This is a genomic window from Hydrogenophaga sp. RAC07, from assembly GCF_001713375.1.
In the GTDB taxonomy this organism is placed as follows: Bacteria; Pseudomonadota; Gammaproteobacteria; order Burkholderiales; family Burkholderiaceae_C; genus Hydrogenophaga.
The window spans coordinates 2096571-2115667 of record NZ_CP016449.1 but is presented as its reverse complement, the minus strand read 5'-3'; the positions used below and the strand labels follow the sequence as shown (position 1 = coordinate 2115667).

The window sequence follows — 19097 nt, the reverse complement described above, 5'->3', positions numbered from 1 at the left end:
CATGACCCCGACTTCCATGTCCTCCCGCCGCCAGATCATGGCTGTGATGATGCTGGTGCTGGCCCTCATCGGAGGCCTGGTGCGCTGGTTCGCGCCACAGCCCTCGCTGGCGCGCGATGTGGGCTCCCTGCTGATGGTGCTGTGGCTGCCCATCGTGGGCAACGTCATCGGGTGGTTGATGCAGCGCGCGCGGGCGCCCAGGCACCAGTTGCAAGGCTTCGTGGCCGGCACTCCTTTCGAGCCCCATGCCCGCATCGAACTCACCTTGCTGGCGGCCGACACGCCCCGCCTCAGCCGTCCGATCCGCGCGGGTCACTTCGATGGCGCCCTGGTGGTGGGCTCCGAAGGATTCACCACCCGCCTGGCGGTGCCCTCGGATGGGGAACCGGTGCCCGAAGTGCCTTGCACGCTGGAGGTTCAGTTCCTGCGCCCCGAGTTGGCCATGGCCCAGCTCACGACAGGCACCCGGTTCGCCTTGTTGTCGGGTCGGACCGTGCTTGGCACAGGCTGTGTATTGCCGCTGGTGCGGTGAGCAGGCGCTGTCAGGCCGGGGTCTTGTCCCTGAAATCGCAGTACGCGATCACCGCGCACTTCGGGCACAGCGGCTTGCGCGCCTGGCACACATAGCGCCCGTGCAGGATCAGCCAGTGGTGCGAATCCACCGCGTAGGCGGGTGGCACACGCTTCAACAACTGCTGCTCCACCGCCAGCGGCGTCTTGCCGGGCGCCAGGCCGGTGCGGTTGCTCACGCGAAAAATGTGCGTGTCCACCGCCATGGTGGGCTGGCCAAAGGCCACGTTGAGCACCACGTTGGCGGTCTTGCGGCCCACGCCGGGCAGGGCTTCGAGCGCTTCGCGCGTGCGCGGTACCTCGCCGCCGTGTTGCTCCACGAGCATGCGGCAGGCTTCCATGAGGTGCCTGGCCTTGCTGCGGTACAGGCCGATGGTCTTGATGTAGCCCTCCAGTCCTTCGAGCCCGAGGTCCAGGATTTTTTGCGGCGTGTTCGCCACCGGAAACAGCCTGCGCGTGGCCTTGTTCACGCCCACATCGGTCGCCTGGGCCGAGAGCAGCACGGCGGCCAGCAGCTCGAACACGCTGGTGTATTCGAGCTCGGTCTGCGGGGTGGGATTGGCGGCCTGGAGCGTGGCGAAGAAGGCTTCGATCTGGGCGGTTTTCATGCGCGGATTCTCACATGCGCTCAGGGCCGCTCGGCCTCGGCGCGCAGCCAGCGCGCGAAGTCCTGCGCGTCGGCGTTGCGGTCGGCGTGGGCCGCGACCTCCAGGTAGTAGCCCCGGCGCGTGGCCGCCGCGCCGCTGCGGAATGGCGCCACGAGTTTTTTCTCGTTCACCAGCGACTGCAGCAGCGGAAGCCGGCCGATCACCACGCCTTGCCCGGCCACGGCGGCGGCGACTGCGTCGGCGTACTGGGTGAAATGCATGGTGTTCTTCATGCGCATGTCCTGCAGGCCCATCACCTGGAACCAGGGGTCCCAGTCCGAGGTGAGCGCAAAACCGGCGGGCTTCTCCATCGTGAGCAGGGTGTGCCGGGCGAGGTCGGCGGGCTGGCGCAGCGGAGCTGTCTTGTCGCGCAGCAGCGCGGGCGCGCACAGGGGCTGCACCATTTCCTCGAACAGCGCCTGCCCCCGGCCCACGCTGGACGGCACAAAACGCACCGCCACGTCGAGCCGCTGTCGCTCCAGGTCCATGATCTCCATCGATGCCGAGATGCGCACGTCCACCTGCGGGTGGCTGGCGGTGAAGCGCGCGAGCCGCGGGATCAGCCACAACGAGGCAAAGCCGTGCGTGCAGGTCATGGCGACCTGTCGCAGGCCCGGGCCGGGCCGCACGCGCGCCGAAGCATCGCGCAGGCGCTCCAGCGCGTCGCGCGTGGCGCGCTGCATCACCTCGCCGGCCTCGGTGAGCGTGAGCGAGCGGTGTCCGCGCTCGAACAGCGCCACGCCCAGGCTCTCTTCCAGCAACTGGATCTGCCGGCTCACCGCCGACTGCGTGAGGCTCAGTTCCTGCGCCGCCTGGGTGAAGCTCAGCGTTCGCGCGGCAACGTCGAAGCAGGGCAGCAGGTCCAGCCGCAGCATCTGCGATCTCGGCATCGGCGGGGGGAGGGTTTTCACATTCTCAAATGGCATACCAGACATTCAAAAAGAGCGTTTGCGCAGTATAGGACCGCTCCGTACAGTCATGCACATCCCTGATGTGAAAGGAGCGTTCCATGAAAACCGAAACCTTGACCGTCGACCTCAACATGCCCCACAAGGCCTTGCAGGTCATTCCCCGGGGCGCGCTGCGCCTGGTCTGCCGCGAGGGCAGTGTCTGGATCACGCTGGACCACGAGCAGCGCGACGTGGTGCTGCAGCCCGGCGAGGTCTTCACCACGCGGCCGCAGCAGCGTGTGATCGCCTATGCACTGAAAGACTCGGTGTTGCGCCTGAGCGGAGCCGCGGAGCCACGCGCAGCCAGTGCGCGAGAATGGTGGCCGTTGTCCACGCTCTCACGGAAACCGCCACCATGCCCTTCACCATTCCCTTTGCCGACCGCCTCAACAACGTAGAAACCTCCGCCATCCGCGAACTCTTCAAGCTGCTGGGCCGGCCCGGCATCATCAGTTTTGCTGGCGGCTTCCCCGACAGCGCGCTGTTCGATGTGGACGGCATTCGCGAAGCGGTGAACACCGCGCTTTCCGAGGAGCCAGGCGCGGCACTGCAGTACGGCGCCACCGAAGGCCACCAGCCGCTGCGCGAGCAGATCGCCAGCTTCATGGCCGGCAAAGGCGTGAGCGGCGTAGCGGCCAACGACCTCATCGTCACCACCGGCAGCCAGCAGGGTCTGGACCTGCTGGGCAAAACGCTGATCTCGCCCGGCGACAAGGTGATCGTGGAAGGCCCCACCTTTCTCGCCACCATCCAGTGCTTCCGCCTGTATGGCGCCGAACTCATCACGGTTCCGGTGGACGGCGAAGGCACGCAGACCGACAAGCTGGAGCAGCTGATTGCCGAGCACAAGCCAAAGTTCGTCTACCTCATCCCCACCTTCGGCAACCCCAGCGGCGCGCTCATGAGCCAGGCGCGGCGCCAGGCGGTGCTCGAGATGGCGGTCAGGCACGACACGCTGATCGTGGAAGACGATCCGTACGGCGATCTGTACTTTGGCGAGGCGCCGCCGCCCAGCCTGCTGGCCCTGAGCGCCGGGGTGCCCGGCAGCCGCGAGCGGCTGGTGCATTGCGGCAGCCTGAGCAAGGTGCTCAGCCCCGGCCTGCGCGTGGGCTGGATGGTGGGCCCGGCCGAACTGCTGGCCAAGGCCACCATGTGCAAACAATTCAGCGATGCACACACCAGCACCTTTGCGCAGGCCACGGCTGCGCAGTACCTCAAGGCCGGGCGCATGCCCGCCACGCTGGCCAGGGTGCGGCAGGTGTATGCCGAGCGTGCCACCACCATGGGCCATGCGCTGCGGCGCGAACTGGGTGAGGCCATCGAGTTCGTGCAGCCGCAAGGCGGCCTGTTCATCTGGGCGCGGCTCACCGGCGCGGGTGGCAAGGTGGCCGGTGGCGCCGAGCTGGCCAAACGCGCGATCGACAAAGGAGTGGCGTTTGTGCCGGGCGCACCGTTCTACGCCCGCAATCCCGACCCCGCCACGCTGCGCCTGAGCTTTGCCACCGTGGGGCTGGACAAGATCGAAGAGGGCGTGGGACGGCTGGCCCAGGCACTCTGATCCAGCGGCTCAGCTGGGGTCGGTCGACTCGAACTGCGCGGCGTTCTTGCCTTTGAACGGCGCGTAGAACGCCTTGATGGCCGCCATGTCGGCCTCCACATCGCCGGTGGGTTCGAACAGCGGACCCAGGCCGCTGATCTTGCGCTCGTAGTCCATGTAGGCCATCACGATGGGCACCTGCGCCTCGCGGGCGATGTAGTAGAAGCCGGTCTTCCAGTAGCGCGTCTTGCTGCGTGTGCCCTCGGGCGGCACGATGAGCTGCAGCGGCCCGTCGGCCTCGCGGATCGCCTGGGCCGATGCCGCCACCAGGTTGGTGGACTGCGCCCGGTTGACCGCGATGCCGCCGAGCCAGCGCATGACGCCGCCAAACGGCGCACGGAAAAGGCTCTGTTTGCCCATCCACCGGATGTTGAGCCGCAAGGCAAAGGCCACCATCAAGGTGTAGGGCAGGTCCCAGTTGCTGGTGTGGGGTGCTGCGATCAGCACGCTGCGGTCGGCGTGGGCGGGCAGGGCGCCTTCCACGCGCCAGCCGGTGAGTTTCAGGAACCCGATCGAGAAGGCGCGCAAGAGCGTGTTGACGACGGGTGTGGTGAAGATCGTGCGTTGCATGGCACGAAGTATCGGCGACGGGCGCAGGCTCGGCGGTACGATGCCACCGCATGAAACCCGAAGATCTGGAGCGACTGCTCACGGTGGAAATGCCGTTCGGCAAACACAAGGGCCGCGTGATCGCGGACCTGCCGGGCAACTACCTCAACTGGTTTGCGCGTGAGGGCTTTCCCAAGAGCGAGGTGGGGCGTCTTCTGCAGCTCATGCACGAGATCGACCACAACGGCCTGGGCGATCTGCTCACGCCGTTGCGGCGGCGCTGAGTTCGGTCAGCGCAGACCGAGAGCGTCAAACACGCGCGCTGCGGCGTAAGCATCATTGGCCGCGTAGACCAGCTGCGACTCGCTCAGGTGCGGGTTGGCCCAGTTCGACGTGGCGGCCTTCTTCGATTTGAGGAAGCGCCGGTTGAACAACACCGCCACGGCTCCCTTCACGCCCATGTCCTTGCGGTAGCCGCGTTCGCGAAACACCGTGTTGAGCTCCAGCACCGACGCTGGCTCCACCGCCAGTTTGGAGACGATGCGTTTGGTGTCGTCGCCAAGGCCAAAGCCGGCCTTGGTGTGGTGAGCATCTGCCAGCAGGGCCGCCACCTGCTCACGGCAGGCCGGGTCGTGCAACTGGAACACCCAGGCGCGCTGCAGATTGGCGAGTTGCACGATGTGTGGCCCGTCGGAGAGCTGGTCCTTGAAAAAGGTGGGCTTGGACTCGGTGTCGAAGCCCCAGACGGCGCTGTCGATCAACTCGGCACAGGCCTCACGCGCCTGCCGGGCGGTGTTGACCAGCACGATGCGGTCCATGCCCAGGCGGTCGAACGGCTCGAGCAGGGCGATCTCGTCCTTGCTGGGCGTGGGGTGTTGTTCGCGGGGTGTCATGTGCGACGCAGGATACCCCGGCGCGCATAATCGCGCCCTTCATTCCCGGACTTGTTCCCTGACTTCGCGCTGCACGCGCCCGACTGCCATGAGAAAAACCTTCCAGCTGACCCAAGAGGGCCGTCACCGCGACCGCGTGCTCGAAGCCGTCAAACACGAGATCCGAAAATACCTCAAGCGCGAGCGCCGCCGCGACCTGCCCGAAGGGGTGGATTTTCTGGACTTCGACTGCCGCTGCGGTGCCACGAAAGACAGCGCCGAGGTGGTGCACCTCTCCGCCCTGATGGCGAGCCTGGACGCCGTGGCCAAAGAGGGCGCGACAGAGGCCTATGTGGAGATCCTGGCCAAGCCCGGCGTTCGCCAGGCCCGTCCGCCCGGCACCAGCGCCAAAGAAGACCATCCGGCACAATCTGCCGATGCCCCCGATCACATTGCCCCCGCCCCCGAAGACCCCGCTCCTTGAGGTGGACAACGGGCCACCCGCCGAGGGTGAGTTCGTTCGATTTCCCGGCTCGCCGTTCGAGCTGTTTTTGCCGTATCCCCCGGCCGGTGACCAGCCCGAGGCGATCCGCCAGCTGGTGGAGGGGGTGAACGACGGCGAGGTGTTCCAGACCCTGCTGGGCGTGACCGGTTCGGGCAAGACCTTCACCATGGCCAACGTGATCGCGCGGCTGGGCCGCCCGGCCATCGTGTTCGCGCCCAACAAGACGCTGGCGGCGCAGCTCTACAGCGAGTTCCGCGAGTTCTTTCCCAAGAACGCGGTTGAGTACTTCGTCAGCTACTACGACTACTACCAGCCCGAGGCCTACGTGCCGCAGCGCGACCTGTTCATCGAGAAGGACAGCGCGATCAACGAGCACATCGAGCAGATGCGCCTGTCTTGCACCAAGAGCATCCTGGAGCGGCGCGACGTGATCATCGTGGCCACCGTGTCGGCCATTTACGGTATCGGCAAGCCCGAGAGTTACCACCAGATGGTGATGACGCTTCGGGTGGGCGACAAGGTGGGCCAGCGCGATCTGATTGCGCAGCTGGTGCGCATGCAGTACGCGCGCAACGAGCAGGATTTTTCGCGCGGCAAGTTCCGCGTGCGCGGCGACACCATCGACGTGTTCCCGGCGGAACACTCCGAGATGGCGATCCGCATTGAGCTGTTCGACGACGAGGTCGAGACCCTGCAGCTGTTCGATCCGCTCACTGGCAAGGTGCGCCAGAAGATCCCGCGTTTCACGGTCTATCCCAGCAGCCACTACGTGACGCCGCGCGAGCAGGTGCTCAGCGCGGTCGAAGCGATCAAGCTGGAGCTGTCCGATCGCCTCAAGGAACTGGTGAGCATGGGCAAGCTGGTGGAGGCGCAGCGCCTGGAGCAGCGCACCCGCTTCGACCTGGAAATGCTCAGCGAGGTCGGCCACTGCAAAGGCATCGAGAACTACTCGCGCCACCTTTCGGGCAGCCTGCCGGGTGAGCCGCCGTCCACCTTGACCGACTATCTGCCCAAGGACGCGATGATGTTCCTGGACGAGAGCCACGTTCTCATCGGCCAGTTCGGTGGCATGTACAACGGCGACCGCGCGCGCAAGACCACGCTGGTGGAATACGGCTTTCGCCTGCCCAGCGCGCTGGACAACCGGCCGCTGAAGTTCGACGAGTTCGAGCAGCGCATGCGCCAGGTGGTGTTCGTGTCGGCCACACCGGCAGACTATGAGAAGACGCACGCCGGCCAGGTGGTGGAACAACTCGTGCGCCCCACCGGCCTGGTGGACCCCGAACTCGAGGTGCGCCCGGCCACCCACCAGGTGGACGACGTGCTGCAGGAAATCCGCATCCGTGTGGAGAAGAACGAGCGCGTGCTGATCACCACGCTCACCAAACGCATGGCCGAGCAGCTCACCGACTACCTGACCGAAAACGGCGTGAAGGTGCGTTACCTGCACAGCGACGTGGACACGGTGGAGCGGGTGGAAATCTTGCGCGACCTGCGCCTGGGCGCCTTCGACGTGCTGGTCGGCATCAACCTGCTGCGCGAGGGTCTGGACATTCCCGAAGTCTCGCTGGTGGCCATCCTGGACGCCGACAAGGAAGGCTTTCTGCGTTCCGAGCGCAGCCTGATCCAGACCATCGGCCGCGCCGCGCGCAACCTCAATGGCCGCGCCATTCTGTATGCCGATCGCATCACCGAGTCGATGAAAAAGGCGATGGACGAGACCAACCGCCGTCGCACCAAACAGGTGGCGCACAACCTGGCCATGGGCATCGAGCCGCGCAGCATCAACAAACGCATCAAGGACCTGATCGATGGCGTCTACAGCGAGAAGGCGGGCAAGGAAGCCGATCGCCTGGCCGCCGAGAGTGCGCACCGCGCCAGCATCGACGAGATGAGCGAGAAGGACGTGGCGCGCGAGATCAAGCGGCTGGAAAAGCTCATGCTGGAGCACGCGCGCAACCTGGAATTCGAAAAAGCGGCCAGCGTGCGCGACCAGTTGGGCCGACTCAAGGCCTCGGTGTTTGGCTCGTCTGGCATGGACAACATCGCCTGAACTGTGCGCGGTGCCTGGCCCGTTTGATCGATCATTTCGACGCTTCGCGCCCGGAATGACGTTGTTTTCTCCTTGTGCTTGAACGAAGTGGGTGAAACCCGGTCACACACAAGGCTCTGCCTGGTCACGGGAGACCGATCAGTATCTTTCTGGTCTTTGTGGTCATAAACGCTGTTTGTCATGGACAAATGACGTTTGTGGTTTAAGATGCTGAGCAAATCACTAGGCTTTTACGCTATACTCGACGAAAACAGTCGGGAAAGCCTTCGATGAAGCGACCAGCACTGGTCAGGGTGGGCGGAGAAGGGGTTCAGGGGGTCACACCCGTGGGCCAGTCAACGACAGTCAAGCCAACATTCAAGGAGCTTGAAAAATGCGCCTCACGTCCAAAGGCCGCTTTGCGGTCACAGCCATGATTGATCTGGCCCTGCGCCAGAACAACGGACCTGTCACGCTCGCCGCCATCAGCCAGCGCCAGCAGATTTCGTTGTCTTACCTCGAACAGCTGTTCGGCAAGCTGCGCCGCCACGAACTCGTCGAATCGACGCGTGGGCCGGGCGGTGGCTATACCCTGGGCCGCAAGGCATCCGAGATCACCGTGGCCGACATCATCGTGTCGGTGGACGAGCCGATCGACGCCACGCAATGCGGTGGCAAGGAGAACTGCCTGGGTGAAGGACACCGCTGCATGACCCACGAACTGTGGGCCGCGCTCAACACCAAGATGGTGGATTTCCTGGACTCCGTGTCCCTCCAGTCGTTGGTGGACGATCAGCTCGCCAAAGGCGTGGTGGTGGAGAACGCGCCCATGATCAAGCGCGCCATCTCCAGCGCCCCGGTGGTCAAGCCCATTCGCGTGAACGCGCCCAACTCGGTGTTCGCACTGGGCGGGGCTGCGTTCTCCAAATGAGCCTGCAGGCCCGGAGCCTGGCTCCGGGCAAGCGCAGGTTGTGCGTCAGCCAGCCCCGGCACCATTGTTTTCCTGATTCCTTCAGCAAGCCCCGAGACCGTCAGTCATGAGCACTCCCCACTTCCCCATCTACATGGACTACAGCGCCACCAACCCCTGCGATCCGCGGGTGGTGGACGCCATGATTCCCTGGCTGCGCGAACACTTCGGCAACCCGGCGTCGCGCAGCCACGCATGGGGTTGGGAAGCCGAGAAAGCGGTGGAAACCGCGCGTGAGCAAGTGGCGGCCCTGATCAACGCCGACCCTCGCGAAATCGTGTGGACCAGCGGTGCGACAGAGTCGAACAACCTCGCGCTCAAAGGCGCGGCCCATTTTTACAAGACCAAGGGCAAGCACCTCATCACGGTGAAGACCGAGCACAAGGCGGTGCTCGACACCATGCGCGAACTGGAGCGCCAGGGTTTTGAGGTGACCTACCTGGACGTGCAGGCCGATGGTTTGCTCGATCTGGAGGCCTTCAAGGCCGCGATCCGCCCCGACACCATCCTGGCTTCGGTCATGTTCGTGAACAACGAAATCGGTGTGATCCAGGACATCGCCGCCATCGGAGCGATCTGCCGCGAGAAGGGCGTCATCTTCCACGTGGATGCTGCCCAGGCCACCGGCCGTGTCGACATCGACCTGCAGACGCTGCCGGTCGATCTGATGAGCTTGACCTCGCACAAGACCTATGGCCCCAAGGGCATCGGTGCCCTGTACGTGCGCCGCAAGCCACGCATCCGCATCGAAGCGCAAATGCACGGTGGTGGTCACGAGCGCGGCATGCGCTCGGGCACGCTGCCGACCCACCAGTGCGTGGGCATGGGAGAGGCCTACCGCATTGCCAAGGCCGAGATGCATGAAGAAAACCAGCGCATCCAGGCCCTGCACGACCGCATGCTGGCGGGCCTGAAGGACGTGGAAGAAGTCTTCATCAACGGTCACGAGTCCAGGCGCGTGCCGCACAACCTCAACATGAGCTTCAACTACGTTGAGGGCGAGTCGCTGATCATGGGCATCAAGGGCCTGGCGGTGTCGTCGGGCTCGGCCTGCACCTCGGCCAGCCTGGAGCCCAGCTATGTGCTGCGCGCCCTGGGCCGCAGCGACGAACTCGCCCACAGCAGCCTGCGCATGACGATTGGCCGCTGGACGACCGAAGAAGAAGTTGACTACGCGATTGCCACGATCAAGGAGAACGTGGCCAAGTTGCGCGAGTTGTCCCCCTTGTGGGAAATGTTCAAAGACGGTATCGACCTGTCCACCATCCAGTGGGCAGCACACTGAAGGAGAAAGATCATGGCTTATTCAGAAAAAGTGGTTGACCACTATGAAAACCCCCGCAATGTGGGTTCGTTCGAAAAGGGCGATGACAGCGTCGGCACCGGCATGGTGGGCGCGCCCGCATGCGGCGACGTGATGAAGCTGCAGATCAAGGTCAACCCGACCACGGGCGTGATCGAAGATGCGCGCTTCAAGACCTACGGCTGCGGCTCTGCCATTGCCTCCAGCTCGCTCGTGACCGAATGGGTCAAGGGCAAAACGCTGGATGAAGCGGCTGCGCTGAAGAACAGCCAGATCGCCGAAGAGCTGGCCTTGCCGCCGGTCAAGATCCATTGCTCCATCCTGGCCGAAGACGCGATCAAGGCCGCGGTGGACGACTACCGCAAAAAGCACAGCCACTGAGTTCGAGGCGCCATGTCCATTTCCATTTCTGAAGCCGCAGCGCGCCACGTGACCCGCTACATTGCCAAGCGTGGCAAGGGTGTGGGTGTGCGCCTGGGCGTGAAGACCACGGGTTGCTCCGGCATGGCCTACAAGCTGGAATATGCCGACGAGATCGCACCGGAAGACGTGGTGTTCGAGGACAACGGCGTGAAGGTGCTGGTCGATCCCAAGAGCCTGGCCTACATCGACGGCACACAGCTCGACTTTGTGCGCGAAGGCCTCAACGAGGGCTTCCGTTTCAACAACCCGAACGAACGCGACCGTTGCGGTTGCGGTGAGAGCTTCCGGGTTTGATGTTTTAGTGGCTCCCATTCAAGCCGCCCGCGCGTCACAGCGTCGGCGGCTTTTGTTTTATGAATCTGAACCTGCAATCCAACGACTTCGAGATATTCGGCATTGAGCCCGGCTTTGCGGTGGACCGCGACGCGCTGGACGCACGCTGGAAAGACCTGCAGCGCGAAGCCCACCCTGACCGGTTTGCCACCGCCGACGCACCGGCCCAGCGCCAGGCCATGCAATGGTCTGTGCGCATCAACGAGGCCTACCAGCGCCTGAAAGATCCGCTCAAGCGCGCGGCCTACCTGTGCGAGCTGAACGGCGCGCCCATCCAGGCTGAGAACAACACCGCCATGCCCACGGCGTTCCTCATGCAGCAGATGCAGTGGCGCGAAGACCTGGAAGAGGCCAGTGGGCTGGACGATCTGGAGCGCATGGCAGACGACGTGGCCCAGGCGCGCCGCACCATGTTGCAAGGCTTGCAGGCCACCGCCGACGACTCGCGCGACTGGCCCGCGCTGGCCCAGCAGGTCAGAGCCCTTATGTTCGTTGAGCGCTTTGCGCGCGATGTGGAAAGCCGCATCGATCTGCTGGGACAATAGGCGGTTGTTTTTGAACCGATCGTGACCCATGGCGCTTCTGCAGATTTCCGAACCCGGCCAGTCCCTCGACCCACACCAACGCCGTGTGGCGGTGGGCATCGACCTGGGCACCACCCATTCCCTGGTGGCCGCAGTGCGTCACGGCATCGCCGAATGCCTGCCTGCCACCGATGGCCGCGTGATCCTGCCCAGCGTGGTGCGGTACCTCGATCCGGCCCCGGGCGGCTCCGGCCGGCAGATCGGTTTTGACGCGCTGGCCGCGCAGGTGCAGGATCCCGCCAACACGGTGAGTTCGGTCAAGCGCCTCATGGGCCGCGGCCGTGCGCAGGTGGTTGACGTGGACAAGCTGCCGTACACCGTGGTCGAGCAGGACGGCATGGCCGTGATCGAGACCGTGGCCGGCCGCAAGACACCGATGGAGGTGAGCGCCGAAATCCTGGCCACATTGCGGTTTCGCGCCGAGGACAGTTTCGACGACGAACTCTACGGCGCGGTGATCACCGTGCCCGCGTACTTCGACGACGCACAACGCCAGGCCACCAAAGATGCCGCCCAACTCGCCGGCATCAACGTGCTGCGCCTGATCAACGAACCCACCGCTGCGGCCATTGCCTACGGCCTGGACAACAGCTCCGAAGGCGTCTACGCCATTTACGATCTGGGTGGTGGCACCTTCGACATTTCCATCTTGCGCCTCACCAAGGGCGTCTTCGAGGTCATGGCCACCGGCGGCGACTCGGCGCTGGGCGGTGACGACTACGACCAGGCGCTGGCCGCCTGGGTGCTCGCTCAGACCGGCGTGAGCGCTTCGCTCAACGCCTCGGAACGCGCCGCTGTGCACGCCGAGGCGCGTCGCGTGAAAGAGGCGCTGTCGTCCTCCGCGAGTGAAACCTTCCGCGCCGCTGTGGCGGGCACTGCCGTTGAGCAGATCGTCACGCCCGCCGACTTCGAGACCTGCACCGCCGCGTTGACCGCCCGGACCATGACTGCGGTGCGCAAGGTTTTGCGCGACGCCGGCATCACCAAAGAGGAAGTCCAGGGCGTCGTCATGGTCGGTGGTTCGACCCGCATGCCGGTGGTGCGCCGCACCGTGGGGGAATTCTTCGGTCAGGAGCCGCTGACCAACCTCAATCCCGACGAGGTGGTGGCGCTGGGCGCCGCCATCCAGGCAAACGCCTTGGCAGGCAACAGCCGCGATGGTGACCTGCTGCTGCTGGACGTGATTCCGCTCTCGCTCGGCATCGAGACCATGGGCGGCCTGGTCGAGCGCATCGTGCCGCGCAACAGCGCCATTCCCACTGCGCTGGCGCAGGACTTCACCACCTACCAGGATGGCCAGACCGCGCTCGCGCTGCACGTGGTGCAGGGCGAACGCGATCTGGTGGCCGATTGCCGCAGCCTCGCGCGCTTCGAGCTGCGCGGCATTCCGCCCATGGTGGCCGGCGCGGCGCGCATCCGCGTGACCTTCACCGTGGACGCCGACGGCCTGCTGTCGGTCAGCGCGAAAGAGCAGGGCAGTGGCGTGGAGGCGCGCGTGGACGTGAAGCCTGCCTACGGCTTGTCCGACGAGCAGATCGCCGCCATGTTGCAGGACAGCTTCGCCACCGCAGAACAAGACATCAAGGCGCGCGCGCTGGTCGAGGCCCGCGTGGACGCTGACCGCATGATTGCTGCCACACGCACCGCGCTCGCGGCCGACGCCGACCTGTTGGAGGCCGGTGAGCGCGAGCAGATCGACGCCCTTGTCGCTGCACTGGGGGCCACCGCAGCGGGCGACGACGCCCAGGCGATCGAAGCCGCCACCAGCGCCCTGGCCAAAGCCACCGAACCCTTTGCCGCACTGCGCATGAACCGCGGCATCCAGCAAGCCTTGTCCGGCAAGAAACTCGAAGAAGTCTGAACCCCATGCCCATCATCAAGATCCTGCCCCATCCCGAATACTGCCCCCAAGGCGCCAGCATCACGGCACCCGCGGGCACCTCGATCTGTGAAGCCTTGCTCGACAACAAGATCAACATCGAACACGCCTGCGACATGAGCGCGGCCTGCACCACCTGCCACGTCATCGTGCGCGAAGGCTTCAACAGCCTCAACGAACTCGACGAGACGGAAGAAGACCTGCTCGACCGTGCCTGGGGTCTGGAACCCAACTCGCGGTTGTCGTGCCAGGCCATCCTCGCGCAGGACGACGTGACGGTGGAAATTCCCAAGTACTCGATCAACCACGCGAAGGAACTGCACTGATGCGCCAGATCGTCCTTGACACGGAAACCACCGGCCTGTCCGCCGACAACGGCGACCGCATCATCGAGATTGGCTGTGTGGAGCTGCTCAACCGCAAGCTCACCGGCAACAACCTGCACTTTTATGTGAACCCCGAGCGCGACAGCCACGAGGACGCGCTCAAGGTGCACGGCATCAGCAACGAGTTCCTGCGCGACAAGCCCAAGTTCGCGGCGATTGCCGACGAGCTGCTCGAGTACCTGCGCGACGCCGAACTGATCATCCACAACGCGCCGTTCGACATCAGTTTCCTCAACAAGGAGCTGGAGCGTCTCGGACGTCCACGCATCAATACGGTCATAGGCCAGGTGACCGACAGCCTGGTGATGGCCAAGGAAATGTTTCCCGGCAAGCGCAACGGCCTGGACGCGCTGTGCGACCGCCTGGGCGTGGACAACTCGGGGCGCACGCTGCACGGCGCGCTGCTCGATGCCGAGTTGCTGGCGGATGTCTATATCAACATGACGCGTGGCCAGGACGCGCTGCTCATGGACCTGGGCGATGCGCCCGACGAGAATGGACTCACGGAATCGCTGGACTTGAGCAGCTTCGAACTGCCGGTGCTGCTCGCCAATGAACAGGAGGCGCAGGCGCACGACGGCGTGTTGGCCGACCTCGACAAGGCCAGCAAAGGAAAAACCGTGTGGCGTTCGCTGCAAGCGGCCTGAAGCGCCGCAAAACCTGGCTATAATCTGAGGCTTCCGACAGATCGAACCAACAAACGGATCCGATTTTTCGGGCGGTTAGCTCAGTGGTAGAGCACTGCCTTCACACGGCAGGGGTCGCAGGTTCGAACCCTGCACCGCCCACCAGCACACAGCTGTGAACCAAGCCCTTGCGAGCGATCGCAAGGGCTTTTTTCTTGCGTGTTTGCCGTCCGTACGCAACTCTTGACCGGCTCGCTTCGCCGGGCTGTTTCGCCAGCACTTTGGCGACGCAGAGTCCGGCGTTTGAAGGAACTCGGGCTCACCTTCTGCGTCCTGCCAGGCGCATCACGCCCAACAGGCCAAAGCCCAACAGCGCAAGTGTTCCGGGCTCAGGGATCTGGCCGCCACCACAACCCCCGTTGAAGGACGAACGGGGTTGTGTCGTCGTGCCTTCGAACGTGGCGACGACACAGTCGAGTCGGACTTGAGCGGAAGAAGGAGCTGAAAACTGAATCCAGCTGACCCCTTCGAACAGATTGTCAAACGATGCAACGTACCCAATGTTCTTGCCCAGATCTCCCGCCGGGTCACCCGCATTGACACCCTCGTAGAAGGCAACGTCGGGTGCGCCAGCTGCATCGTAGTTGCCGCCCAACTGAAACGTGTAATTGGCACCGTTGCTGCCCGAGACACTGATCGCATTTTCCGAGCCCGTCCCATTGCCCGTTAGAAGGAAGTAGAACGAATCCAGCGTGAACGCCAATAGGCCCGATGCGTCCGGGTCCTGGTTGGCGGAACCCTGCGAAGTTGGACCAACAGCCGGGCGCGTCATGAGGGGAAGTACGCCCTGGTTGCTTTCGATAACGCAACTGCCGTTGCCGCCATTGGTCGAATCGGCGCATTGCGTCGAGGACTGGAGGTTGGTCGGGTTGAAGAGGAAATTGGTATCAACATCGCTGTACCACTTCCATCCATTGCCCGCGTCGTCGAAGTGAATGAGCTGGGTCACCAGGGCGGCGTCTGACGCCGAACTGAACGCCAACAAAGCAGAGACCAGCGCACTGTTTCCAAGGTGTCTCAGGATTTTTCTGGGTTTCATGTCCAACTCCTGCTGCAACAAGCATTCCCGTGTACGAAGGTATCGGTCAAATGCTTCGTTTGGATGCTGCGCTCTCCTGATGGGGTGGCATTGAGCATGCTCAATTCCGGTGATTTCTCCCCCGAATTTGATTTCAGGACGTTGCCGGGTCGGGCGCCAAGGGGCACATGCGGCTGTAGGGGCACGCGAGGGCAACCCGTTGGAGTCTTTGACAAGGAATCGATGGGATTCAGGGCGCCTGTGCTCTGGTCCGGCTCGCAACCAGTCGAGTTGCTCAGAGAGCGGGCACTTGATTTGGCACTGAGGCCGATGAATTGACCTCGATGTTCGGCATTGCCCAGAACCGGGCCCGCAAGCATGCGCGTCGCTTGCGCAGCGGGAGTTGCTTCCGCGCGTTCAGGAAGGTCCCGAAGCTTTGCCACCCAGACCGAGGCCTCGTGGCCACGCGTGGCGATCAGGCGTGCGCATGCACAGCCCGGCGGCTCAGGATGTCGAAGGATCCGAAGACGCGTCCCGCGCGGCCGCCGCGCGCAACTTGTCCTTTTTGCTCGGTCGTTTGCCTTTGACGCCCCCGCCAGCCTCGCTCACCGGTGCGACCTCAAGGGGCTCCAGACCGGGCACCACCTCCAGCGGCAGGCTCAGGCCCTGGCGTTTTTCAATCAGGTGCCAATGCGCCTGGGAGGCCGGCGTCACAAAGCTCACCGCCAGTCCGTTGGCGCCGGCACGGCCGGTGCGGCCGATGCGGTGCACATAGTCCACGGCCGAGCGGGGCAGGTCGTAGTTCACCACCACCGGCAGCTCGCTGATGTCGATGCCGCGCGCGGCCAGGTCGGTGGTCACGATCACGTCCCAGCGCTTTTCCTTGAACTCGTCCAGCGCCTGCTTGCGCGCACCCTGGCTCAAGCCGCCGTGGAACGATGTTGCGTAGAGGTCGCCCTGGTGCAGTTTGGAGGCCACGCGCTCGGCCAGGTACTGCGTGGCCACGAAGACCAGCACGCGCTGCCACCCCTGGGTCTTGATGAGCTGGCGCAGCAGCTGCGTGCGGCGTGTGGTGTCCACTAGGTAAGCCTGTTGCAGCACCACCGCTTCCTGCACCTCGACCCTGGGCACGTCGATGCGTTGCGGCTCGTGCAACAGGGTGTTGGCCAGCTCCTGCACTGCGGGTGGGAAGGTGGCCGAGAAAAAGAGGTTCTGCCGCGCGGCGGGCAGCAGCGCCAGCACGCGGGCCAGTTCGTCGGCAAAGCCGAGGTCGAGCAGGCGGTCGGCTTCGTCGAGCACCAGCAGGTCCACGCTGGCGAGTTTCAGGGCGTTGTGCTCCACCAGGTCGAGCAGCCGCCCCGGTGTGGCCACCACCACGTCGGCGCCGCCACGCAGCGCAAGCATCTGCGGGTTGATGGACACGCCGCCAAACAACACGGCGGTTTTGGTTCTGGTGGGCAGGTGTTGCGCCAGGCTGCGCACGACTTCGCCCACCTGCGCTGCCAGCTCGCGCGTGGGCACCAGCACCAGCGCGCGCACACGCCGTGGGGTGTGGTCGGTACCCGCCATCAGCCGCTGCAGCAGCGGCAGCACGTAAGCCGCGGTCTTGCCGGAACCCGTCTGGGCAGTGGCGAGCACGTCACTTCCGCTCAGTACTGCGGGAACGGCCGCCTTTTGAATGGGTGTGGGGGTGGTGAAGCCGAGTTCGGCAGCGGCTTGGGCGAGGGCGGGCGCAAGGCCCAGGGCGTGGAATGGCATGGTGTTCGAGTGGTTCGGGCCAGTGTACCGGTCGGGCGTGCTGGAGAACCTTGGGCAGGCTACGATCCAGCCCCATGAAAAACAAGCTTTCCACCGGGGGTCTGGTGTATTCCACCGAAGCGGGCCGCATGTGCCCGGTGTGCCGTCAGCCGATGGCGCAATGCGTGTGCAAACAGGCTGTTGTGCCTGCGGGTGACGGTGTGGTGCGGGTGTCGCGCGAGACCAAGGGCCGCGGCGGCAAGGCCGTGACGCTGGTGAAGGGTGTGGCGCTTGCAAGCCTGGAGCTGGCTGAACTGGGCAAGCGGCTGAAGGCGGCTTGTGGATCGGGGGGCACCGTCAAGGACGGCGTGATCGAGATCCAGGGCGATCACGTGGACAAGGTGGTGGCCGCGCTCCAGGCGCAAGGCCACACCGTGAAACGAGCGGGCGGCTGAGCGCCCGCGTCCACATCAGAAGGGCTTGCGTCCGCTGATCAGGCGCAACAGCACCATGACCACGGCGATCACCAGCAACACGTGGACGAAGCCGCCCAGGGTGGTGGAGGTGACCAGGCCAAGCAGCCAGAGAACGAGCAGAACGACGGCGATGGTGTAGAGCATGGGTTTTCCTTGTTTCTATCGGAAGCTGGGAGGGGCGTTTGTCGAGATGGCCGGACGCTTGCGGAACTGGGTCCACCAGGTCACGGCACCGATCACCGCCACGGTGGCCAGCGTCAGCACCGGACGGCGGCGCAGCAGGCCGAGGCCCGTGCCCAGCGCAAGCACCCCTGTGGCCGACGATTGCGTTGCACGCGGCTTCATCCACCATTTCGTGACCGCACCCAAGGCCAAACTGGCCAGCGGATGGCTGCCGATGCGCCGGATCCACGGCAGGGCCGTGAGTTGCCCCAGGCCGCTGTGCGAGAAGGCGTCTCGACGGGTCTGGTCTTTGTCCAGCCATTGCACCACCTGGGCGCGGCTGCGCGCGAGGCGCTGCACGGAAGATTCAGATGGGGTCATGGCGCGGTCGTCCTGCGCAGCAACGACGCGTCTTGCGCAAACTGCTCACGCAGGGTGGCAAACGCGGGCGGCGCTTCGCGGTTACTGGCCAACACGATGGCGAAAATGCCCAATGCCGTGGGAATCAACGGGGTGAACCACAGCAGCCAGGGCTGCTGCAGCGAGGCCGGGGGCAACGAAGCCCACAGCAACACCGCCACGCCAGCCAGGATGCTGGCGACCATCAGGCTCAGGAGCCCGACGATCTGCAAGGTGATGCGCCGTTTGATGTGCGCACCGCTGCTGGCCACTTCTTCGGCCAGCAAACCGGCGTAGCCGGCTGCGTGCTCGGCCAGCAGCTGCGGTTGTGACGCCGCCAGGCGGAACACGGGGTGGAGCATGGGAGCCGGGTCCGCGATCAGCGGCCGTTGTGGCTGTTGCGGCTGAACAGCGCGACCAGCGCCATCAGACCAGCGCCCACGGCAGCGGCCATGAGCACCGACTTCATGGGTTCGTGCTGGATGTAGGTCGATGCAGCGTCTTTGGCGTACAGCGATTTCTCGCGCAGTTGGCCAGAGGCGTCGCGCACCTTGTCCAGGCCGCGGTGCAGCAGGGCGTCCGATTCGGACGCGAGCTGGCGCAGGGCATTGCCGGTTTCCGAACGTGCGTGCTCGAGTCCGTTGGACACGTCGTGCAGACCCTGGTCGAAGCCTTTGCGTGCCGTGCTGGCGGCGCGCTCTGCGGTGTTTGCAAACTTGGAGATTTCATCTCCGACGGTTTTGTCGTTCGTGATCATGAGCGTCCTTCTTGAAGAGAAAACAATGAATCAGAAGCCGGCTTGCGCCGGCTCCTGGGTCACTTGCCGACCTGGTTGCCGATCAGGCCACCGATGGCGGCGCCACCCAGTGTGCCCATGGTGCTGCCACCGGTCAGCACAGCGCCGCCGACCGCACCAGCACCCGCGCCGATGGCGGTGTTCTGGTCCTGACGGGACATGCCGCTGCAGGCCGTGAGGCCGGCCAACAGGGCGATGGAAGCTGCGATCGTCATTGAGCGCG

General features: G+C 64.7%; 26 protein-coding genes and 1 tRNA gene. 16 read left to right on the top strand and 11 right to left on the bottom strand.

What is annotated here, in order from left to right; translation table 11 throughout:
• Window position 1: 1 nt before the first annotated feature.
• Window positions 2-532 (top strand): hypothetical protein, encoded by a 531-nt coding sequence (locus tag BSY239_RS09905; protein ID WP_156775448.1) that lies wholly within the window; start codon window positions 2-4, stop codon window positions 530-532.
• A 10-nt stretch (window positions 533-542) separates the two neighbouring features.
• Here BSY239_RS09905 and nth read toward each other — a convergent pair whose 3' ends face one another.
• Together nth and BSY239_RS09895 are read right to left on the bottom strand one after the other, a co-directional pair.
• Entirely contained in the window at window positions 543-1178 is a 636-nt protein-coding gene (gene nth / locus BSY239_RS09900; RefSeq protein ID WP_069046706.1) for an endonuclease III, read from the bottom strand.
• A 20-nt stretch (window positions 1179-1198) separates the two neighbouring features.
• On the bottom strand, window positions 1199-2107 hold the full coding sequence (locus BSY239_RS09895; protein WP_236944172.1) for a LysR substrate-binding domain-containing protein: 909 nt from the start codon (window positions 2105-2107) through the stop codon (window positions 1199-1201).
• Window positions 2108-2226: 119 nt separating this feature from the next.
• Between BSY239_RS09895 and BSY239_RS09890 the strand changes: the two genes are divergently transcribed.
• On the top strand, window positions 2227-2565 hold the full coding sequence (locus BSY239_RS09890) for a DUF2917 domain-containing protein (RefSeq protein ID WP_069046704.1): 339 nt from the start codon (window positions 2227-2229) through the stop codon (window positions 2563-2565).
• Window positions 2535-3725 carry an aminotransferase-like domain-containing protein gene (locus BSY239_RS09885; protein ID WP_442905802.1) on the top strand — a complete coding sequence of 397 codons (1191 nt, stop codon included), beginning with the start codon at window positions 2535-2537 and terminating at the stop codon, window positions 3723-3725. Before BSY239_RS09890 ends, BSY239_RS09885 begins: the two co-directional genes overlap by 31 nt.
• 9 nt (window positions 3726-3734) lie before the next feature.
• On the opposite strand, the gene BSY239_RS09880 is transcribed toward BSY239_RS09885, so the two are convergent.
• A complete protein-coding gene (locus BSY239_RS09880; protein WP_069046702.1) occupies window positions 3735-4334 on the bottom strand; it encodes a lysophospholipid acyltransferase family protein in 600 nt (199 codons plus the stop codon).
• A 50-nt stretch (window positions 4335-4384) separates the two neighbouring features.
• Here BSY239_RS09880 and BSY239_RS09875 point away from each other — a divergent pair, with 50 nt between their 5' ends.
• The gene (locus tag BSY239_RS09875; protein ID WP_069046701.1) at window positions 4385-4597 is read left to right on the top strand and encodes a DUF3820 family protein; all 213 of its coding nucleotides are present in this window, start codon (window positions 4385-4387) and stop codon (window positions 4595-4597) included.
• Between the two features lie 6 nt (window positions 4598-4603).
• Here BSY239_RS09875 and BSY239_RS09870 read toward each other — a convergent pair whose 3' ends face one another.
• The gene (locus BSY239_RS09870; protein WP_069046700.1) at window positions 4604-5206 is read right to left on the bottom strand and encodes a 3'-5' exonuclease; all 603 of its coding nucleotides are present in this window, start codon (window positions 5204-5206) and stop codon (window positions 4604-4606) included.
• 88 nt (window positions 5207-5294) lie between these two features.
• On the opposite strand from BSY239_RS09870, the gene BSY239_RS09865 reads away from it, so the two are divergent.
• The 11 genes from BSY239_RS09865 to BSY239_RS09815 all read left to right on the top strand — a co-directional run bounded on the left by BSY239_RS09865 (window position 5295) and on the right by BSY239_RS09815 (window position 14391).
• The gene (locus BSY239_RS09865; protein ID WP_069046699.1) at window positions 5295-5669 is read left to right on the top strand and encodes a DUF6172 family protein; all 375 of its coding nucleotides are present in this window, start codon (window positions 5295-5297) and stop codon (window positions 5667-5669) included.
• The gene (uvrB, locus tag BSY239_RS09860; RefSeq protein WP_236944171.1) at window positions 5623-7743 is read left to right on the top strand and encodes an excinuclease ABC subunit UvrB; all 2121 of its coding nucleotides are present in this window, start codon (window positions 5623-5625) and stop codon (window positions 7741-7743) included. The genes BSY239_RS09865 and uvrB overlap by 47 nt, the downstream gene beginning before the upstream one ends.
• Before the next feature lie 373 nt (window positions 7744-8116).
• The gene (gene iscR, locus BSY239_RS09855) at window positions 8117-8653 is read left to right on the top strand and encodes a Fe-S cluster assembly transcriptional regulator IscR (protein WP_069046697.1); all 537 of its coding nucleotides are present in this window, start codon (window positions 8117-8119) and stop codon (window positions 8651-8653) included.
• Between the two features lie 106 nt (window positions 8654-8759).
• Complete coding sequence (locus tag BSY239_RS09850; RefSeq protein WP_069046696.1) at window positions 8760-9977, top strand: IscS subfamily cysteine desulfurase; 1218 nt, start codon at window positions 8760-8762, stop codon at window positions 9975-9977.
• A gap of 12 nt (window positions 9978-9989) precedes the next feature.
• Window positions 9990-10376, top strand: coding sequence for a Fe-S cluster assembly scaffold IscU (gene iscU, locus BSY239_RS09845; RefSeq protein WP_069046695.1), 387 nt, complete (start codon window positions 9990-9992; stop codon window positions 10374-10376).
• Between the two features lie 12 nt (window positions 10377-10388).
• Window positions 10389-10712 carry an iron-sulfur cluster assembly protein IscA gene (gene iscA, locus BSY239_RS09840; protein ID WP_069046694.1) on the top strand — a complete coding sequence of 108 codons (324 nt, stop codon included), beginning with the start codon at window positions 10389-10391 and terminating at the stop codon, window positions 10710-10712.
• A gap of 65 nt (window positions 10713-10777) precedes the next feature.
• Window positions 10778-11296: a Fe-S protein assembly co-chaperone HscB gene (hscB, locus tag BSY239_RS09835; RefSeq protein ID WP_069048901.1), complete on the top strand. Its 519-nt coding sequence runs from the start codon at window positions 10778-10780 to the stop codon at window positions 11294-11296.
• A gap of 28 nt (window positions 11297-11324) precedes the next feature.
• Window positions 11325-13196 (top strand): Fe-S protein assembly chaperone HscA, encoded by a 1872-nt coding sequence (gene hscA, locus BSY239_RS09830; protein WP_069046693.1) that lies wholly within the window; start codon window positions 11325-11327, stop codon window positions 13194-13196.
• A gap of 5 nt (window positions 13197-13201) precedes the next feature.
• Window positions 13202-13540 (top strand): ISC system 2Fe-2S type ferredoxin, encoded by a 339-nt coding sequence (gene fdx / locus BSY239_RS09825; protein WP_069046692.1) that lies wholly within the window; start codon window positions 13202-13204, stop codon window positions 13538-13540.
• Window positions 13540-14247, top strand: a complete 708-nt coding sequence (gene dnaQ / locus BSY239_RS09820) for a DNA polymerase III subunit epsilon (protein ID WP_172823093.1) — start codon at window positions 13540-13542, stop codon at window positions 14245-14247. The genes fdx and dnaQ overlap by 1 nt, the downstream gene beginning before the upstream one ends.
• A 69-nt stretch (window positions 14248-14316) precedes the next feature.
• Window positions 14317-14391, top strand: a tRNA-Val gene (locus BSY239_RS09815).
• Window positions 14392-14545: 154 nt separating this feature from the next.
• On the opposite strand, the gene BSY239_RS22415 is transcribed toward BSY239_RS09815, so the two are convergent.
• On the bottom strand, window positions 14546-15325 hold the full coding sequence (locus BSY239_RS22415; RefSeq protein ID WP_236944170.1) for a PEP-CTERM sorting domain-containing protein: 780 nt from the start codon (window positions 15323-15325) through the stop codon (window positions 14546-14548).
• A 483-nt stretch (window positions 15326-15808) separates the two neighbouring features.
• Complete coding sequence (locus tag BSY239_RS09805; RefSeq protein WP_069046690.1) at window positions 15809-17062, bottom strand: DEAD/DEAH box helicase; 1254 nt, start codon at window positions 17060-17062, stop codon at window positions 15809-15811.
• Window positions 17063-17136: 74 nt separating this feature from the next.
• Here BSY239_RS09805 and BSY239_RS09800 point away from each other — a divergent pair, with 74 nt between their 5' ends.
• On the top strand, window positions 17137-17496 hold the full coding sequence (locus tag BSY239_RS09800) for a translation initiation factor Sui1 (RefSeq protein WP_069046689.1): 360 nt from the start codon (window positions 17137-17139) through the stop codon (window positions 17494-17496).
• A gap of 15 nt (window positions 17497-17511) precedes the next feature.
• On the opposite strand, the gene BSY239_RS22410 is transcribed toward BSY239_RS09800, so the two are convergent.
• Genes BSY239_RS22410 through BSY239_RS09780 form a run of 5 tightly spaced genes read right to left on the bottom strand, consistent with a single transcriptional unit; the run spans window position 17512 to window position 19089 of the window.
• Window positions 17512-17661 (bottom strand): lmo0937 family membrane protein, encoded by a 150-nt coding sequence (locus tag BSY239_RS22410; RefSeq protein WP_156406473.1) that lies wholly within the window; start codon window positions 17659-17661, stop codon window positions 17512-17514.
• Between the two features lie 15 nt (window positions 17662-17676).
• Window positions 17677-18060, bottom strand: coding sequence for a hypothetical protein (locus tag BSY239_RS09795; RefSeq protein WP_156775447.1), 384 nt, complete (start codon window positions 18058-18060; stop codon window positions 17677-17679).
• On the bottom strand, window positions 18057-18440 hold the full coding sequence (locus tag BSY239_RS09790; protein WP_069046687.1) for a hypothetical protein: 384 nt from the start codon (window positions 18438-18440) through the stop codon (window positions 18057-18059). The genes BSY239_RS09795 and BSY239_RS09790 overlap by 4 nt, the downstream gene beginning before the upstream one ends.
• 17 nt (window positions 18441-18457) lie before the next feature.
• Window positions 18458-18835 carry a hypothetical protein gene (locus BSY239_RS09785; RefSeq protein WP_069046686.1) on the bottom strand — a complete coding sequence of 126 codons (378 nt, stop codon included), beginning with the start codon at window positions 18833-18835 and terminating at the stop codon, window positions 18458-18460.
• A gap of 59 nt (window positions 18836-18894) precedes the next feature.
• Entirely contained in the window at window positions 18895-19089 is a 195-nt protein-coding gene (locus tag BSY239_RS09780) for a glycine zipper 2TM domain-containing protein (RefSeq protein WP_442905801.1), read from the bottom strand.
• Window positions 19090-19097: the final 8 nt, after the last annotated feature.

Bases quoted from the DNA above. Each gene is read 5' to 3' on its own strand.
- BSY239_RS09905 (WP_156775448.1), top strand. From the start codon at position 2: ATGACCCCGACTTCCATGTCCTCCCGCCGCCAGATCATGGCTGTGATG.
- nth (WP_069046706.1), bottom strand. From the start codon at position 1,178: ATGAAAACCGCCCAGATCGAAGCCTTCTTCGCCACGCTCCAGGCCGCC.
- BSY239_RS09895 (WP_236944172.1), bottom strand. From the start codon at position 2,107: ATGCCGAGATCGCAGATGCTGCGGCTGGACCTGCTGCCCTGCTTCGAC.
- BSY239_RS09890 (WP_069046704.1), top strand. From the start codon at position 2,227: ATGAAAACCGAAACCTTGACCGTCGACCTCAACATGCCCCACAAGGCC.
- BSY239_RS09880 (WP_069046702.1), bottom strand. From the start codon at position 4,334: ATGCAACGCACGATCTTCACCACACCCGTCGTCAACACGCTCTTGCGC.
- BSY239_RS09875 (WP_069046701.1), top strand. From the start codon at position 4,385: ATGAAACCCGAAGATCTGGAGCGACTGCTCACGGTGGAAATGCCGTTC.
- BSY239_RS09870 (WP_069046700.1), bottom strand. From the start codon at position 5,206: ATGACACCCCGCGAACAACACCCCACGCCCAGCAAGGACGAGATCGCC.
- BSY239_RS09865 (WP_069046699.1), top strand. From the start codon at position 5,295: ATGAGAAAAACCTTCCAGCTGACCCAAGAGGGCCGTCACCGCGACCGC.
- uvrB (WP_236944171.1), top strand. From the start codon at position 5,623: ATGCCCCCGATCACATTGCCCCCGCCCCCGAAGACCCCGCTCCTTGAG.
- iscR (WP_069046697.1), top strand. From the start codon at position 8,117: ATGCGCCTCACGTCCAAAGGCCGCTTTGCGGTCACAGCCATGATTGAT.
- BSY239_RS09850 (WP_069046696.1), top strand. From the start codon at position 8,760: ATGAGCACTCCCCACTTCCCCATCTACATGGACTACAGCGCCACCAAC.
- iscU (WP_069046695.1), top strand. From the start codon at position 9,990: ATGGCTTATTCAGAAAAAGTGGTTGACCACTATGAAAACCCCCGCAAT.
- iscA (WP_069046694.1), top strand. From the start codon at position 10,389: ATGTCCATTTCCATTTCTGAAGCCGCAGCGCGCCACGTGACCCGCTAC.
- hscA (WP_069046693.1), top strand. From the start codon at position 11,325: ATGGCGCTTCTGCAGATTTCCGAACCCGGCCAGTCCCTCGACCCACAC.
- fdx (WP_069046692.1), top strand. From the start codon at position 13,202: ATGCCCATCATCAAGATCCTGCCCCATCCCGAATACTGCCCCCAAGGC.
- dnaQ (WP_172823093.1), top strand. From the start codon at position 13,540: ATGCGCCAGATCGTCCTTGACACGGAAACCACCGGCCTGTCCGCCGAC.
- BSY239_RS22415 (WP_236944170.1), bottom strand. From the start codon at position 15,325: ATGAAACCCAGAAAAATCCTGAGACACCTTGGAAACAGTGCGCTGGTC.
- BSY239_RS09805 (WP_069046690.1), bottom strand. From the start codon at position 17,062: ATGCCATTCCACGCCCTGGGCCTTGCGCCCGCCCTCGCCCAAGCCGCT.
- BSY239_RS09800 (WP_069046689.1), top strand. From the start codon at position 17,137: ATGAAAAACAAGCTTTCCACCGGGGGTCTGGTGTATTCCACCGAAGCG.
- BSY239_RS22410 (WP_156406473.1), bottom strand. From the start codon at position 17,661: ATGCTCTACACCATCGCCGTCGTTCTGCTCGTTCTCTGGCTGCTTGGC.
- BSY239_RS09795 (WP_156775447.1), bottom strand. From the start codon at position 18,060: ATGACCCCATCTGAATCTTCCGTGCAGCGCCTCGCGCGCAGCCGCGCC.
- BSY239_RS09790 (WP_069046687.1), bottom strand. From the start codon at position 18,440: ATGCTCCACCCCGTGTTCCGCCTGGCGGCGTCACAACCGCAGCTGCTG.
- BSY239_RS09785 (WP_069046686.1), bottom strand. From the start codon at position 18,835: ATGATCACGAACGACAAAACCGTCGGAGATGAAATCTCCAAGTTTGCA.
- BSY239_RS09780 (WP_442905801.1), bottom strand. From the start codon at position 19,089: ATGACGATCGCAGCTTCCATCGCCCTGTTGGCCGGCCTCACGGCCTGC.